We start from the raw sequence: 15,400 nt of genomic DNA, 5'->3' as shown, positions 1-15,400 counted from the left end.
CACATGGCGTCACGTCGGGCATCTCGTCCAGACCATCCCATCCGACGAATGCGCCAACTACTTCCAAAACGCAGGATACGCTTCCGTCACAAAATGACACGCTCTAGCCGCGGAGCTGGTCTCTCCATTGCGTCTCGGTGGGGCGTTGACTTCAGTTCGTTCTTGAAACGCGACTTGCGGCCTTGCGCATCTGCTTCACGATGTTGAGCTGATGGATCTGGCTCGTGCCCTCGTAGAGCCGGAACAGGCGGACGTCGCGGTAGTAGCGTTCAATCGGCGAGTGATCGGCGACGTAGCCTGCTCCACCGAAAACCTGAACACAGCGGTCCGCGATGCGGCCACTGGCCTCGGACGCGAAATATTTGCAGATCGACGCTTCGAGAGAGATGTCCCTGCCGTCGTCGCGGGCTCGGGCTGTCTCCAGTATCAAGGCGCGGGCGGCCTCGATCTCGGTGCGGCAATCGGCGAGCAGGGCGGCGACGAGTTGGAAATCGATGATCGGACGGCCCGACTGTTTGCGGCTCTCCGCATGGGCCATGGCGAGATCGAGCATGCGGATCGACGGGCCGACGCACAGAGCGGCCAGATGGATACGCTGCTTGTTGAGCACCTTCATGGCGGTGCGGAAACCCTGTCCCTCGACGCCGCCGATCAGGTTGCGCGCAGGGACGCGGACCTGGTCGAGGATCACCTCGCCGACGGGTGAGCCGGCCTGTCCCATCATCCGGTAGGGTGCGGAGGTGGAAACCCCGGGCATGTGTCGCTCCACCAGAAAGGCCGACACGCCGTGCGCACCGGGCGTGTCGGGATCGGTGCGGGCCATGACGGTGAAGAGATCGGCGATCGGGGCGTTCGTGATGTAGCACTTGCGACCATCGAGGACGTAGTCGTCGCCGTCGCGTCGGGCGGAGGTGACAAGGGCGCTGGCATCCGATCCGGCCTCCGCTTCCGTCAGGGCGAAGCTGCCGGTGATCTCGCCGGACGCGAGGCGCGGCAGATACTCCGCTTTCTGGTCCTCCGTCCCGTCGGCAACCAGTCCCTCCGACCCAATCCCGGTATTGGTGCCGACCCGCGCGCGGAAGGCTACGGCGCACTGCGACAGCTCCAGCGCGCCCAGCACCAGTTCCTCGGTCGTGAGCCCCAAGCCGCCATAGGCTTCCGGAATCGACCAGCCGAAATAGCCGCGTGCGGCCATGTCCCGCACGATCTCGTCTGGCACTTCATTTTCGGCGGCCACGCGCTCCTCAACAGGATGCGCGACCGCGCGAACCCAGTCGTGGACGTTGGCGAGTAGCGCGTCGAGCTCCGCGCGATTTCGGATCATTGGAGGCGGTCCCTGTCAGTCGGTCCGGCCGGGAAATCGCGGACGGCGTTTTTCGAGAAAGGCCTGCAATCCTTCGCCGGCTTCCTCGCCGAAACGTGCGGTGTTGATGCCGTGCGCCTCGAGCTCGAGTTGGGAGGCGAGGGAGTTTGCGGGCACGGCTTCGATCTCGTGTTTGATTACGGCAATGGCCTCGGGCGCCCCGCCCGCACAGGCGGAAGCAAGCTCCAGCGCGGCTGCCTGAGCGCCGCCTTCGGCGGTCAGCACGTTGACAACGCCCGCAGCGTAGAGACGTTCGGCGCTCAATGTACGGCCCAGCATGCACATCTCCGAAACGAGCTGCCGGGGGAGCGCTTCGCGGAGAAAATAGGTGGTACCGCCATCCGGAGTCAGGCCGATCCGGACATAGGCGGCAGTGAATTTCGCTTCCGCCGAGGCCGCGATCATGTCGCAGGACAGGGCGAGGGCTAGGCCGAGCCCGGCCGCTCCCCCCTCGACTGCAGCAATGACTGGGATCGGACAGGCGCGGATGGCGAGGATGAGACCGCCGAGCAAGTCGGTGTTGCGGAAGGCTTCGGAGCGCGGTTTTGCACGGCTTTCCGTCAGCGCATGCACGTTGCCGCCGGAACTGAAGAAGCCGCCCACGCCGTGCAGAACGATGGCACGCAGGGAGACGTCCGCGCCTGCGTCGACGATCGCCGCGCGCAGTGCATCATACTGCGCAGGACCGATGGAGTTGCGCGTCTCGGGACCATCGAGGGTCAGGATGCGGATCCCGTCCTCCACCCTGGTTTCGCTGCGCACGATGGTGGCACTGCTCATGGATCTTTTTCCTTCTCGGGCGGGGACGGTACCGCCTTCAAATGATGCCGGCGGTGCGCAGTTTGGCGACGTCGTCGGGTGAAAAGCCCAGCTGCGCGAGGATGGTGTCGGTATCGCTGCCGAGGTCTTTCGCAGCCCAGCGAACTAGGCCGGGATTGCGTGTCAATCGGGGCACCACATTCTGCATGCGGACTGCTCCGAAATCGTCGTCCGGGACGGCGGTGATGACCTCGCGGTCCTGAACCTGGGCGTCGTTGAAGATCTGCTCCACCGAGTAGATCGGGCCGATGGCGCCATTCTCGCAGGCAAAGGCGTCCAGCACCTCTTGCAGCGTGTGGGCTTCCATGAAGGCCCGGAAAATGGCGTCGAGTTCGTCGCGGTACTCCATCCGATGACGGTTGTCGGCGAAGCGCGGATCGGTGATCAGATCGGCCTGGTCGATGGCCCGCATGTTGGCGGCGAACATGCTATCGGTCGATCCGGTGACGGTGACGAAGCGTCCGTCCGCAGTCTGGAAGACGTTGGCGGGTGCGGTGTACTGGTTGTTGTTGCCATCGCGCTCGCGCACCTGGCCGAGCTGGTCGTACTCGATGGCAAGATTTTCCAGGAGGCGGAAGGTCGCCTCGGTCAGGGCGAGGTCGATCTCCTCGCCCTTCGTGCCATTCTTCACGATGCCGTAGAGCGCGGCGAGGATCGAAAACGCACCGAAAAGGCCGCCTATGGCATCCGCAATCGGATAGCCGGGATGAACCGGGGCGCTGTCCTTCATGCCGGTGATGTGTGTGAGCCCACCCATCGCCTCGAAGATGCGAGCGAAGCCGCCTTGACTGGCTTTGGGTCCGGTCTGGCCGAAGGCCGAGACGCGCAGGATCACCAGCTTGGGATTGATCTGCCACAGCGTCTCGCGGTCGAGTCCCCATTTCGCCAGCGTACCGGGACGGAAATTTTCCACCAGCACATCGGTTTCCGCGATCATTCGCTTCATGATCTCCAGCCCTTCCGGGCGACGAAGATCGAGCGTGCCGTAGCGCTTGCCGCGGTTGGTGACCTTCCACCACAGCGGTTTGTCGTCCTTGAAGGGGGGGAAGTAGCGAAGGCCGTCCCCGCGTCCCGGGATCTCCAGCTTGGTGACATCGGCACCGAAGTCGGCGAGCAACGATGCAGCGAACGGGGCCGCGATGATCGTGGCGATGTCGATCACTTTCAGGCCGGCCAGGGGGCCGAAGGCGGTGGTGGAACCGGTTTGTGTCATGCGGGAGGCCTCGCAGATGGGTCTTCCGGGGAAAAACGGGCTTCCGGCAGGCCAGTGGCGCCTATGCCGTCGACAGCGAACAGGTGTCCCCCGTCGGGGTGGGTGGAGACGGCGCGCCCGGTCCCGGAATCGCGAATCGAGGTGACGAACAACCTGGACAGGTTTGTCCCGCCGAAGGCGAGGCTGCTCGGTAGGTCGACAGGGGCCGGGAAGCGACGGCTGAGTGTGCCGTCTGACGCGAAACAGCCAATCTCGGCGCTATGGATCATGGCGGCCCAGAGATTGCCGTCGCGGTCGACAGTCGCCCCGTCGACGCCCGATCCCCATGCCGACGTGTCGATATGCAGGCGCGGTTCCGAAGCCTGGCCCGTAGCGGGATTATAGTCGCAGGCGAATAGCCTGCGTGCCGGCGTGTCGGAAAAATAGAGCGTGTCGCCTTCGGGGCTGAAACAGATCCCGTTGCCGATCCTCAGCCCGGTCGCAAGAATGCGATGGCGTCCCGCTCCGTCGAGCTGATGCAGGGCACCCAACGGGTCGCCTCCGCGCCCCATCCCGGCGCACAGAAGCCGGCCTTGCCGATCGAGTTTGACGTCGTTGAGCCGCATTTTCGGGTCGGTGTCGCCGAGCGTCAGGAGGATCTCGATGTCCCCGCTCGCCGGATCGCAGAGCAGGAAGTCGTGATCGCGCGCGGCAGCCAGCCTGCCGTCCGTTGCGAGCGCAATCCCGCCGATGTGGCGGCCAACCTGGACGGGCGCGATCTCGGCTCCGTCGCTCCCGAAGCCGTGGATCTGGCCGGCCACGCCGTCGATCCACCACAGGCGTGCCGTCTCCGGGTCCCAGAGCGGGCTTTCGCCCAGCGCCGCCGGATGCGCACTGAGGCGGGTGACGATCAAGCCGTCACCCCGCGCCGTCACTGTCGTCGTCTCAGGCATTCTTCACCTGCCGGCGACGTTCGATCTGGCGCCAGAGCGCCGAGCCGACGGCCCAGATCAGGATCGCGGCCGTAATCGCCATGATCGACGCGGAGATCGGCTGGTCGATGAAGGTGCCGAGGTCGCCGCGTGCCACGATCAGCGAACGGCGGAAATATTCCTCGATCATCGGCCCGAGCACGAAGCCCAGGAGCAGCGGCGCCACCTCGAAATTCAAGGCTTTCATCCCGAGCCCGAGGAAGCCGAAGGCCAACAGCACGAACACGTCCACGATCTGATAGTTCACGCTGTAGATGCCGATGCAGGTGAAGGCGACGATCACCGGGAACAGCAGGTTGTACGGGATCTGCAGGAGCTTCACCCACATGCCGACCAGCGGCAGGTTGAGCACCAGCAGCATGAAGTTGCCGACGATGAAGCTGACCACCAGGCCCCAGAACAGGTCGGGGGAGGACTGGATCACGTTCGGGCCCGGAATGATGCCGTGCACCATCATCACGCCCAGCATGATCGCCATGACCGGGTCGCCGGGAATGCCCAGGCTGAGCGTCGGGATGAAGGCCGACTGGACCGCGGAGTTGTTGGCCGCTTCCGGGGCTGCGATGCCCTCGATGGCGCCCTTGCCGAACTCTTCGGGATGTTTGCTGACCCGGCGCTCCACGGCATAGGAGACGAAGGTCGCCACCAGCCCGCCGGTGCCCGGCAGCGCGCCGAAGAAGCCGCCGATGCCCGATCCGCGCAGCATTGGCATCGCCGAGCGGCGCCAGTCTTCGCGGGTCGGCATCATGCTCTTCATGCTGATGGTGCGCTTGCTGACGCTGGGCAGGTTGTGACGGCCGGCGTTGGCGATGATTTCCGGCAGGCCGAACAGGCCGATCGCGACTGCGACCAGCGGCAGCCCGTCATAGAGCACGGTCTGTCCGAACGTGAAGCGGGCCACGCCGGAGTTGAGGTCGAGGCCGATCAGTCCCAGTGCCAGCCCGAGCGAGACTGAGGCGAGCGAACGGATCGAGCGCCCGGCGCCGATCACCGAGGCGGCGACGAGGCCCAGCGTCATCAGGGCGACATATTCCTGCGGGCCGAACTTCAGCGCCACACGGGCAAGCGGCACCGAGAAGCCGGCGAGCAGGACGACGCCGAACAGGCTGCCGACGAACGAGGCGATCGCGGTCATGAACAGCGCCTGGCCGGCGCGCCCCTTCTGGGCCATAGGGTAGCCGTCGAGACCGGTCACGGCGCTGGTGGCGGTGCCGGGCAGGTTCATCAGGATCGACGCGGTGGAGCCGCCATAGGAGGCGCCGTAGTAGATCCCGCCTAGCATGATGAGCGCGTAGTTCGGATCGAGATGAAAGGTGATCGGCATGAGCATCGCCAGCGTGGCCATGATGCCGATGCCCGGCAGGACGCCGATGAAGGTGCCCAGAAACACGCCGAGAAAACAGTAGAGCAGCCCGTGGAACGAGCCGGCGACGCTGAGCCCGAGGGCGAGATCGGAATAGAGGGTCGACACGTCAAAACGCCTTGAACTGCAGGCCGAGGCCCACGCGGAAGATCAGCACCGACACGACGGCGGTGGCGACGGCCAAAACCAGGGCGACGAGCAGCGGTGTTCGGCGGTTGCCCAAAGCGGAGAGAAAGACCGCCAGCGATACGGCCACGATGGTCCCGAGGCTTTCGATCGTCAGGGCGAAGGCGGAAAAGGCGGCGGCGACGAAAATCATGCCGCGCAACTGGCCGCGCTCTGCCGTCAGCTGCACCCGGCCGGGCTGCGCCGTGACGATCATGATGGCCCCGAGGGCGACCATGATGGAGCCCAGGATGGTCGGGAAATAGCCCGGGCCCATGCTGTGCAAGGTCCCCAGCTGATAACCGCTGGCCTCTATGACAATGAACAAACCGATCCCGCCGGTGACGAGGCCAGCAATCATGTCTTCCAGTCTCTCGGCGACATATCGCATGTCACTTCCTCCCGTGGAGCGCGCCGTGTTTGGTGGGCTTTGAACCCATCTCGTTAGTGCGGATCACCCGCTCGCAGGCTCTGCGCTGTAATGAAGCCGGAGCGGGGGTCCGTCAAAAAGCCGCAGATGGCGCCTAGCCCCCCACGTGAGCGTCCTCGCCAAGTCAGGGCATTCACGCGAAGGCCGGCACCGGCCCATTCGAGCGCCAGCGTCCGCGCAAGCATGGCCAATGCGGCGCAGGCCGCCTGTTGCGCCGGGGTCTGTCCTTCCGGCGCGACGAACAGCAGTGAAAAATCACGCGCGCGGCCGTCGTGTGTGGCGCAGGCGAGCGCGGTGCGGCGGGCGCCGTCGAGAACTTCGGCCGGCGAAAGGGACCCGAGAAAGGCGGTCGCGTCGATCACGGCAGCAAGCCCGGCCTGTTCGCCCAGCCGGTCGCGGTCCGTGGCGATCGCGGAGGCGCTGTCGATCTTAAGCGGCCCGAGCACGGCCAGCGCGCCGCCCTCGGAGGTTCCCGCCGGCGGGGCCGTGTCGGACGGTGCGGGCCCGGCGGAGCCGCCACCGTCGACCAGGATCGTCTCGCCGGCAAGTGCGGTGCTGTCGGGACCGGCACAGAAGGCCACGGCCTTGGCAATGTCGTCGGGCAAGGCGATCCGGCCGAGCGGGATGCTCCGGGCCACCGCCTCCAAATCGACGCGGCCCGTCCGCTGCAGCTCGTCCACCAGCGGCGTGCGCGTGTAGCCCGGCGCGACGGCGCTGGCGACGATGCCGTGCGGCGCGAGGGTTTCGGCAAGCGCGCGGGTCAGCGCCACGATGCCGGCCTTGGTCGCGCTGTAGGGGCCGCGCTTGGCGAGCGGTTTCCAGGACGCGCCGGAGGCCAGATTCACGATCCGCCCGCCGCGCGGCAGCAGCCCGGCTGCCGCTTCGCAGATCGCCTCCACGGCCGTCAGGTTCAGCGCCACCAGCCGGTCGAAGGCGTCCGCCGGCAGATCGATCAGGGACCGGCCTGAACTGTCGGTCACGCCGGCATTGTTCACCACGAAGTCCAAGCCGCCGAGCGCCTCCGCCGCGCGCGCCGGCAACCGGGCGGCGGTGGTCGGATCCGTCAGGTCTGCGGCAAGCGCGACATGCTCCGGGCCGAGCGCAGCCGCACGCGCCTGGACAGTCGCCGCGTCGAGATCGGCGAGCGCGATCCGGACCCCTTGCGCGGCAAGGGTCTGGCAGATCGCCCAGCCGATGCCGCCTGTGGCGCCGGTGACCAGGGCGCGCTGTGTGCCGGGGGATGTCGCGTCGAGAGACATGGTGACCGTCTGCTCTAGTTAATCGCGATCCCGATGCCGCCGTCGGCGGACAGCACCTGTCCGGTGATGAAGTCGCTTTCTTCGCCTAGCAGGTAGCCGATTGCCCGCGCGATATCGTCGACGGTTCCAAGCCGCTGCAGCGGGGTCGCGGCGATGCGCTTGGCGTCGCGTTCGGCCGAGCGGTGCTTCTCCGTGCCCTCGGTGGGGATGGCGGACGGCGCGACGGCGTTGACGCGGATGTTGCGCGGCCCGAGTTCCACAGCGGCGGCCCGGGTCATGCCCATTACGCCGGCCTTGATGCCGCTGTAGACCAACGAGCGCGGGGCGGAGCGGAAGCCGGCCGCCGACGCCACGTTCACGATCGTGCCGCCGCAGGTGTCGTCCATCGCCGCGGCTGCCGCCTGGATCGCCCAGATGATGCCGGTGAAGCCGACATTCAGCATCCGCTCGACGGTCTCCGGCGCGATCTCCGGGATCGCCTGATACCGGACCCAGGCGGCATTGTTCACCAGCCCGTCGAGCCGGCCGGTTTCGTCCACCACGGCTGCGATTGCCGCCTCGATCCCCTCGCGGCTGGAGACGTTCTGGACCACCGGAAACGCTTCGCCGCCGGCCTCGCGGATGCGCCGGACGGTCTCGGCCGCAAACTCTTCCTTGAGGTCATTGACCCCCACGACCCAGCCACGCTCGGCCATGAGCGCTGCGGTCGCGCGGCCGATGCCGTTGCCGGCGCCGGTGATCAGGACCGATCTGCGATCAGACGGCATTGGCGATCTCCCCGTACCAAGTGTTGTTCGTGCCGGACAAAAGCGCGGCGCCCAGGTCGTCCAGTGCATCCGCCGCGGCGCCGTGGACGGTCTGCGTCCGGATCTGGCGCAGGTGGCGATGCAGCGGGACTTCCCAGGTGAAGCCCATGCCGCCGAAGAGCTGGATCGCGCTTTCGGCGACCACCGGCCCGTCCTGCGCGGCGGTCAGCCAGGCGGCGTCGCGCGCCATCTCCGGGCCTTCCGCCGGTTCGGCCAGCGCCCGGTGCAGGGCGCTGCGCATGGTTTCGATCGCGAGCGCGTCGCGCGACAGCCTGTGGCGCAGCACCTGGTTGGCCGACAGCGGCTTGCCGAACTGGGAGCGCTCCTGGGCATAGTCGGCTGCGAGCGTGAGGCAGCGCGCGGCCGATCCCATCACGAAGGCCGTGCGCAGGAGCTTTGCCTCCTCGCGCAGCGCGTGCACGGTGGCCGCGTCGAGCGCGATCCCATCTGGGGCGCCGGCGAGCCGGATCGTGGCGTCCGGCGCTTCCAGATCGAGCGAGGGCGCTGCGTCGACGACGGTTGCCGCCTTCGCGGCGATCAGGACGGCGCCGCCGTCGGCCCGGAACACCAGGATCCGGTCCGCCTCGGCGGCGAGCGGGGCCGCCCCCACCACGCCGTCTTCGGCCGTGCCGCTCCAGGCGATGGTCGCGACCACCTCGCCGGCGCCGATGGCGGTGGCCATCTCCGGCGCGGTCTTGGCCAGCGCCCGGGTCAGGAGCAGGGCCTCGATCACCGGGAAGGCCAGCAGACCGGCGCCGGCCGCGCTTGCGATCGGAACGGCGAAGCGGATCGGCAGGCCGAGCCCGCCGACGGCTTCAGGAGCAGTGACCCCCAAAAGTCCGGCTTCGGCCAAGAGCGTCGCGCGGTCGGCAATATCGGCTGCTTCGGCGCATGATTCGATCACCGCAGCGGCGGTCTCCTCGAACTCTTTCGGATCAAGATCGTCGAACATGGATCAGGCCGTCTTCTTCAAGTTCAGGATGCGCTTGGCGATGATGTCGAGCTGGATCTCCGTCGTGCCGGCATAGATCGTTTCGGCGCGGCTGCTCAGATAGATCCCTTCCACGCGTTTGCGCAGGTCGAGCAATGGGCCGTTTGCATCGGCCGGAAACCGCGAGACGATCTCCCATGCGATCCGTGCGAAACTCTGGTGCGCTTCGGACCAGTAGAGCTTGGGGAAGCTACCGCGCGGGCCGATCTGCTCGCCGGCCAGAAGGGTCTCGACCAGCGTCTCCACCAGGCCCTTGATCATCTCGGTCTTGACCCGGATCTGGGCCAGCTCGCGAGCATAGGTCTGGAGAATGGCGAAGGCGCGCCGATCGCTGCGGCAGGCCGTGATCAGATGGTCCAGCTCGCTCTGGAAGCGCCAGGCGCGGTACATGCGGTTGGTGGCGCGCTCGATGGAGAGCACACGCGAGGCGGCCGCCCAGCCTTCGTCAGGCGCACCCAGCATGTCGGCCTCGTCGACGATGACGTCGTTGAAGAAGACCTCGCAGAACGAGCGCTGGCCGTCGATCGACACGATTTCGCGGACGTCGATGCCGGGCGCGTTCATCGGAACGGCGAACAACACGAGCCCCTTGTGGCGCTCCTGCGGCGCGCCGGTGCGGGCAAGCAGCAGGCAGCGCTGCGACTTGGAGGCGCCGCTGGTCCAGATCTTCTGCCCGTTGATGCGCCAGCCGTCTGCGGTGCGCTCCGCTTTGGTGCGCAGCGCGGCGAGGTCCGACCCGGCGCCGGGTTCGGAAAAGCCCTGGCACCAGATGTGCTGCATCTTCAGGATCGCCGGCAGGAAGCGGGCTTTCTGGCTTTCGTTGCCGACGGCCAGGAGGATCGGTCCGGCCAGCTCCTTGCCGATCGAGTTCACCGCATTCGGCATCGGGGCGAGCCCGATTTCGCGGTTGGCCTCCAGGTGCTCGTGCAGGGTGAGGCCGTGGCCGGCATAGGCTTTCGGCCAGGTGATGCCGGCAAGCCCGGCCTCATGCAGCGCCGCCTCGAAGGCGATCAGCTCGTCGAGGGTCGCCGCCGGCTCGTGCGCCCGGTCGGTGCGCAGACGGTCGGTCAGGTTCTGGGTCAGCCAGGCGCGGGCGTGGTCGGCGTAGGAGCCCGCCTCGGCCGGCGCGGACGTGTCGATGGCCGCTTGGGACGTCATCGGGAGGCCTCCGGTCGATCCGCTTGCCGCGCCACGATCAAGGCATCGAGCGCGACGACGCCCTCTCCCTCAGGCCGCACCAGCAGCGGGTTGATGTCGATCTCGTCGACCTCGTCGGCATGGCGTGCCGCGAAGCGCGAGAGCTGTGAAATGGCTTGGCAAAGCGCTGGGAAATCCGCACGCGGGCGGCCGCGTGCGCCGTTCAGAAGCGGGAAGGCGCGCAGTTCGCGCAGCATTTCGGCCGCCTCCGCCTCGGTCACCGGGGCAAGCCGCAGCGCGGTGTCCTCGAAGATCTCCGCAAACACACCGCCCAGCCCGACCATCACGGCGGGCCCGAAGGTCGGGTCCGTCACGGTGCCGAGGATCAGCTCGGTGCCGCCTGTGGTCATGGGCGCGACCAGCACGCCGTCGATCGCCGCCTGGGGCGCATGCTCCGCGGCCGCAGCCATGATCCGGTCGAACGCGGCGCGGGCCTGATCTCCACCGGAAACGGCGAGCTCGACGCCCCCGATATCGCTTTTGTGCTGGATATCGTGGGAGAGGATTTTTAGGGCGACCGGCACGCCAATCTCTTCCGCCGCTGCGGCCGCCTCGTCCGCGCTTGTCGCGGTTACTTCCTTGGGGAAGGGCAGGCCGGCAGCCGCCAGCGCGGCTTTCGCGGTGGCCTCGTTGCGCGTCGCCTCGGCGGGAAGCGGCGCTCGGGGTTCCGGCGCGGCCGGCGCGTTGGCCGGATTGCGCAACGCTTCGAAGCGGCCGAGCGCGGCGATCCCCGCCATGGCGCTGTCGATGGTCGGAAAGCAGGCGATCCCGAGGTCGTGCAGGTCGCGGACAGCGTCCTTCGGTCCGGAGACGCACGCCACAAGCGCCCTGTCCGTGTGCCGCGGGGCAACCTGGGCGAGCGCCTTGGTGAAGACTTGGCGCAGGCGAGGCACCTCCATGCCAAGCGCGAGCATCAGGCACGTGGTGGTGTTGGCTTCGTCCTCCAGCGCAGCCTCGACCAGTTCTTCCAGAATTTCTGGATTGGCCGACATTTGCGCGGTCGCATCGATCGGATTGGCAGTGCTTGCGAGAGGCAATGCAGCATGGATGCGGTCCTGGGCCGCTCGGCCCAGCGGGTTGACGCCCACTCCGCGCACGGCTGCGGCATCGGCCATCATCACGCCGAACCCGCCGGAAGCGGCGATCATCGCGGCGGAAGGGGAGGCGCCGATACGGCGGCCGTGCAGCGTTTCCAGCGCGGCGCCTACCTGCACGAGCTCCTCCAGCGCGTGCACCCGGACGACCCCGTAACGGCGGAACACGGCATCGAAGACGCGGTCGCTGCCGGCGAGCCCGCCGGTGTGCGACTGGGCGGCCTTCTGGCCGGCCTCCGAAGTCCCGATCTTGAGCACGACGACCGGCTTTTTCCGCTGCCGTGCGCGTTCGAGCGCATCGATCAAGCGCTTAGCGTCGCGACAGGTTTCGAGGCAACACAGGATGACTTTTGTGTCGGGATCGTCGGCGAGCCAGCCGATCGCATCGCCGGCCTGCAGGTCGGCCTCGTTGCCCATCGCGATAAAGCGCGCGAGCCCGGCGCCGCTGTCGCCCAGAAGGCGCAGGGCCGCGCTGCCGACATTTCCGCTCTGGGAGACGATCGAGACGCTGCCTTCGCGCGGCATCTCGGTTTCGAGCGCGACAGAGAAAGTGCCGATGGCACGTTCGCGCACGCCGACCGCGCCGAGGCAGTTAGGCCCGAGAATCCGCATGCCGCTGGCCTGCGCGATTTCCGAAACACGCGCCTGAAGCGCCGCACCTTCCGCTCCGCTTTCCGCAAAACCGGCGCTCAGAACGATAGCCGCGCCGGTGCCACGGCTCGCGGCGACTTCCAGCGTCGACACTGCGGCAGCCCCTGGGACGGCGACGAGCACCAGATCGGGAGTTTCAGGCAGCGCGTCCAGGGATGCGTAGGCGGTGAGGCCTTGCACTTCACCGGCCTTGGGATTGACCGGATAGATCACCCCGCCATAGCCGTGCTTCAGCAACAAATGCACAGGACGTCCGCCGGTCTTTGTCGGGTCCGCTGAGGCGCCAACCACGGCAATGGAGCGCGGCGAGAACAGAGCGTTCAGCCCGCCGAGCCGTTGCTTCCCGCTCATGTCAGCGCCCCTTGAAGACCGGTGCACGCTTTTCCAGGAAGGCACGGCGGGCTTCCTGCGCATCTTCGGTCTTTGACAATGCCATCGTGTAGTTCTGCTCCAGCCGGTAGGCGTCGCGCTGAGGCATGTTTTCCACCATGGTGGCGGCCTGCTTGGCGTAAGCGATGGCAAGCGGCGCCTTCTGGGCGATCTCCTGGGCCACTTCCATTGCGGTCGGGATCAGGGCGTCCGCGGTCGTTACCTCTTCGATGACCGAGCGCTCTTTCAGCTCCGCCGCACTGAGGCGGACACCGGTGAAGAACATCCGCCGCGTGGTGGAGCGCCCGAAGAGCGCATGCAGCATGGAGGCGCCGCCGGCCAGACCGACATTGATCTCCGGCATGCCGAACACGGCATTTTCCGAGGCATAGTAAATGTCGCAGGCCGCCATCAGGCCGAGCCCAGCCCCAAGAGCGGCGCCGTTTACTGCGGCGACTACCGGCTTGGCGCATTCCTTGATGGCGTTACCGGTCTCGCGCGTGGCGCGATTGTGCTGGAGGAAGTCGCCGGGTTTGTCCGCATCGGGCCGATCCTTCAGATCCGCCCCCGCGCAGAACGACTTGCCCGCGCCGGTCAGCACCGCGGCCCGGACGTCGTCGCGCTGCGAAATCTCGTCGAACACCTCGATCAACTCGTAGCGCGTCAGCCGGTCCAGCGCGTTGACGGGGGGTCTGTCGAGCGTCACCAGCGCCACCAGTCCGTGCATTTCGACGCGAACATTTTTCTTGTCGAACACGCCATCCTCCCTTTCTTAGCACCCTGACCGAACGGTCAGTCACTGCGATTGGATAACAATCCCATGCGCTCGCGGCAATGCCCTTTCTTTCCCCTGCGTCGATCTTGACCGACCGATCAGTCAGGCGATAGCTTCTGCGAAAGCTAGGAATAACTTTGGCTAAGATCTCAGGGAGGAAGCTTGAACATGAGCCAAAAGAATCGCTGGAAAATTCTCGCGACGGCGGGCCTTGCAGTTGCCGCGGCGCTCTCGCCGATCGGTGCATCCGCGCAATCCGATGATCCGATCAGCCTGATTGTGCCGTACGGTGGCGGCGGTCTGATCGATGGTCTCGTTCGTGAGATCGCCGACTCGATGTCGAAGGATCTGGGCCAACCGGTCATCGTCGAGAATAAGCCGGGATCGAACGGCATCATCGGCGCGACCTATGCCGCGGCGGCTAAGCCGGACGGGCTGACCTATTTTGTCGGGGCGACCGGTCCGTTGTCGCTGAACGTGCTTCTGCGCGACAATCTGACGTACGATATGAGCAGCTTCGAGCCGGTCGGCACGATGATGACCGGGCCGTTGACCATCACGGTTCCCACCTCGTTGGGTGTGAACAACATCGACGAGCTGAAGGCCTACGCGGAGAAGACCGGCCAGCCGCTGCGCTACGCCACGCTCGGCCCGGGCAGCGTGACCCATCTGTTCGGTATGGTCCTGCAGGATCAGCTGGACGTGCCGATGGTCGACGTGGCCTACCGGAACAATCCTTCCGCTATCGTGGACCTGATCGGCGGCCAGAACGACCTGAACTTCTCGACCCCCATCTCGCTGGTGAAGTACGAGGAGTCCGGAGACGTGAAGATGCTGGCCATTTCGACGGAGGAGCGCCATCCGCGCTTCCCCGACCTGCCGACGACGACCGAGCTCGGCTATCCCGAACTGGTCTCCTCATTCTGGTTCGGGCTTCTCGCTCCTGCGGGTACGCCTGACGCGGAAAAGCAGCGGGTGAGTGCGGCGCTTCAGAAAGCCATGAGCGACGAGGCGCTGCAGGAGAAGATGGTCAACGTCGGTATGGAGCCGCAGGTGGGCGGGCCCGAGGCGATGCAGGAGCAGCTCGACTGGGACCAGAAGTTCTGGGGCGACGTGATCGAGAAAAACAACATCTCTCTCGACTGAGCCCGGCTACAGTCCATTCCGCCTGGATCGAAAGCAATTTTGACGGGACGGACTTGTTCGACCTATGGAATTTGCCGTCTTGGCAGCTCATAAGCCCCGTCTCCGGACGGGGCTTTTTTATTGGCGGAAATCCGGGCTCGACTTGTCCTGAAGTCGCCGCGATAGCCTAACGGCGGACGATGCCGCTCAATATGATGTCGGCGTACTGATCGACGATCTCTTCGGCCGTGTAGGTCTTGGCGGGATCGAACCAGCGGGTCATCCAGTTGATGCCGGACAGGATCAATCGCCCGGCATTGGCGGGATCGACGTCCCGAAACTCTCCAGCTTCGATCCCGTCGCGAATAAGAGCGCGCAGCGTCAATTCAAACTGGCGTCTTCGGGCGAGCCGTTGCTCCATGCGATGACGGTCGGGATCGGACCAGAAGGCATTGCTTGCTGCAATCCAGGCTGAGCGATGTTCGGAAAAGAAGGTGGCTGCAGCGAGCATGAACGCGCGAACCTTTTCCGAAGGTGTGCCATCGGCCGGGATACGCGCTTCGACGAAATCATAGAGGTGTCGTGTGGAATTGAAGGAAATACGTGCGTAAATGTCGTCTTTGCTGGCGAAATGGTGATAGAGCAACGACTTGGACACGCCTGCTGCGGTCGCGATGTCGCGCATTGAGGTGGCGTCGTAGCCCTTTTCTGCAAAGATCTGCGCTCCGACATTGAGAAGATCGCGAACGCGTTCGCTGGTTTCCTCTTCCAACGCCGCTACCTCACTTTCCACTCGGTTCATTCCTTCC

14 protein-coding genes are annotated in these 15,400 nt (G+C 66.2%); 1 reads left to right on the top strand and 13 read right to left on the bottom strand.

Annotated elements, in window-relative coordinates; genetic code table 11:
• Positions 1-151: 151 nt before the first annotated feature.
• The 12 genes from HNS03_RS10255 to HNS03_RS10200 are packed head-to-tail and all read right to left on the bottom strand — an operon-like array spanning position 152 to position 13,448.
• Entirely contained in the window at positions 152-1,324 is a 1,173-nt protein-coding gene (locus HNS03_RS10255; RefSeq protein ID WP_367195055.1) for an acyl-CoA dehydrogenase family protein, read from the bottom strand.
• A gap of 15 nt (positions 1,325-1,339) precedes the next feature.
• A complete protein-coding gene (locus HNS03_RS10250; RefSeq protein ID WP_367195053.1) occupies positions 1,340-2,143 on the bottom strand; it encodes an oxepin-CoA hydrolase, alternative type in 804 nt (267 codons plus the stop codon).
• Positions 2,144-2,180: 37 nt separating this feature from the next.
• The gene (locus HNS03_RS10245; RefSeq protein ID WP_367195051.1) at positions 2,181-3,395 is read right to left on the bottom strand and encodes a CaiB/BaiF CoA transferase family protein; all 1,215 of its coding nucleotides are present in this window, start codon (positions 3,393-3,395) and stop codon (positions 2,181-2,183) included.
• The gene (locus tag HNS03_RS10240) at positions 3,392-4,327 is read right to left on the bottom strand and encodes an SMP-30/gluconolactonase/LRE family protein (RefSeq protein WP_367195049.1); all 936 of its coding nucleotides are present in this window, start codon (positions 4,325-4,327) and stop codon (positions 3,392-3,394) included. The genes HNS03_RS10245 and HNS03_RS10240 overlap by 4 nt, the downstream gene beginning before the upstream one ends.
• On the bottom strand, positions 4,320-5,837 hold the full coding sequence (locus HNS03_RS10235) for a tripartite tricarboxylate transporter permease (RefSeq protein WP_367195047.1): 1,518 nt from the start codon (positions 5,835-5,837) through the stop codon (positions 4,320-4,322). The genes HNS03_RS10240 and HNS03_RS10235 overlap by 8 nt, the downstream gene beginning before the upstream one ends.
• A gap of 1 nt (position 5,838) precedes the next feature.
• A complete protein-coding gene (locus tag HNS03_RS10230; protein WP_367195045.1) occupies positions 5,839-6,285 on the bottom strand; it encodes a tripartite tricarboxylate transporter TctB family protein in 447 nt (148 codons plus the stop codon).
• A 53-nt stretch (positions 6,286-6,338) separates the two neighbouring features.
• Positions 6,339-7,583, bottom strand: coding sequence for an SDR family NAD(P)-dependent oxidoreductase (locus HNS03_RS10225; RefSeq protein WP_367195044.1), 1,245 nt, complete (start codon positions 7,581-7,583; stop codon positions 6,339-6,341).
• Positions 7,584-7,597: 14 nt separating this feature from the next.
• Entirely contained in the window at positions 7,598-8,350 is a 753-nt protein-coding gene (locus HNS03_RS10220; RefSeq protein WP_367195042.1) for an SDR family NAD(P)-dependent oxidoreductase, read from the bottom strand.
• On the bottom strand, positions 8,340-9,341 hold the full coding sequence (locus HNS03_RS10215; protein WP_367195040.1) for an acyl-CoA dehydrogenase family protein: 1,002 nt from the start codon (positions 9,339-9,341) through the stop codon (positions 8,340-8,342). Before HNS03_RS10215 ends, HNS03_RS10220 begins: the two co-directional genes overlap by 11 nt.
• Before the next feature lie 3 nt (positions 9,342-9,344).
• Positions 9,345-10,538 carry an acyl-CoA dehydrogenase family protein gene (locus HNS03_RS10210; RefSeq protein ID WP_367195038.1) on the bottom strand — a complete coding sequence of 398 codons (1,194 nt, stop codon included), beginning with the start codon at positions 10,536-10,538 and terminating at the stop codon, positions 9,345-9,347.
• The gene (locus HNS03_RS10205; protein ID WP_367195036.1) at positions 10,535-12,673 is read right to left on the bottom strand and encodes an acetate--CoA ligase family protein; all 2,139 of its coding nucleotides are present in this window, start codon (positions 12,671-12,673) and stop codon (positions 10,535-10,537) included. Before HNS03_RS10205 ends, HNS03_RS10210 begins: the two co-directional genes overlap by 4 nt.
• 1 nt (position 12,674) lies before the next feature.
• Positions 12,675-13,448: an enoyl-CoA hydratase/isomerase family protein gene (locus HNS03_RS10200; RefSeq protein ID WP_367195034.1), complete on the bottom strand. Its 774-nt coding sequence runs from the start codon at positions 13,446-13,448 to the stop codon at positions 12,675-12,677.
• Between the two features lie 186 nt (positions 13,449-13,634).
• Between HNS03_RS10200 and HNS03_RS10195 the strand changes: the two genes are divergently transcribed.
• The gene (locus HNS03_RS10195) at positions 13,635-14,612 is read left to right on the top strand and encodes a tripartite tricarboxylate transporter substrate binding protein (RefSeq protein WP_367195032.1); all 978 of its coding nucleotides are present in this window, start codon (positions 13,635-13,637) and stop codon (positions 14,610-14,612) included.
• 166 nt (positions 14,613-14,778) lie between these two features.
• Here HNS03_RS10195 and HNS03_RS10190 read toward each other — a convergent pair whose 3' ends face one another.
• Positions 14,779-15,393, bottom strand: a complete 615-nt coding sequence (locus tag HNS03_RS10190) for a TetR/AcrR family transcriptional regulator (RefSeq protein WP_367195030.1) — start codon at positions 15,391-15,393, stop codon at positions 14,779-14,781.
• Positions 15,394-15,400: the final 7 nt, after the last annotated feature.

Source organism: Amorphus sp. 3PC139-8 (assembly GCF_040750475.1).
Taxonomy (GTDB): Bacteria; Pseudomonadota; Alphaproteobacteria; order Rhizobiales; family Amorphaceae; genus Amorphus.
This window is presented reverse-complemented; position numbering and strand designations above follow the sequence as displayed.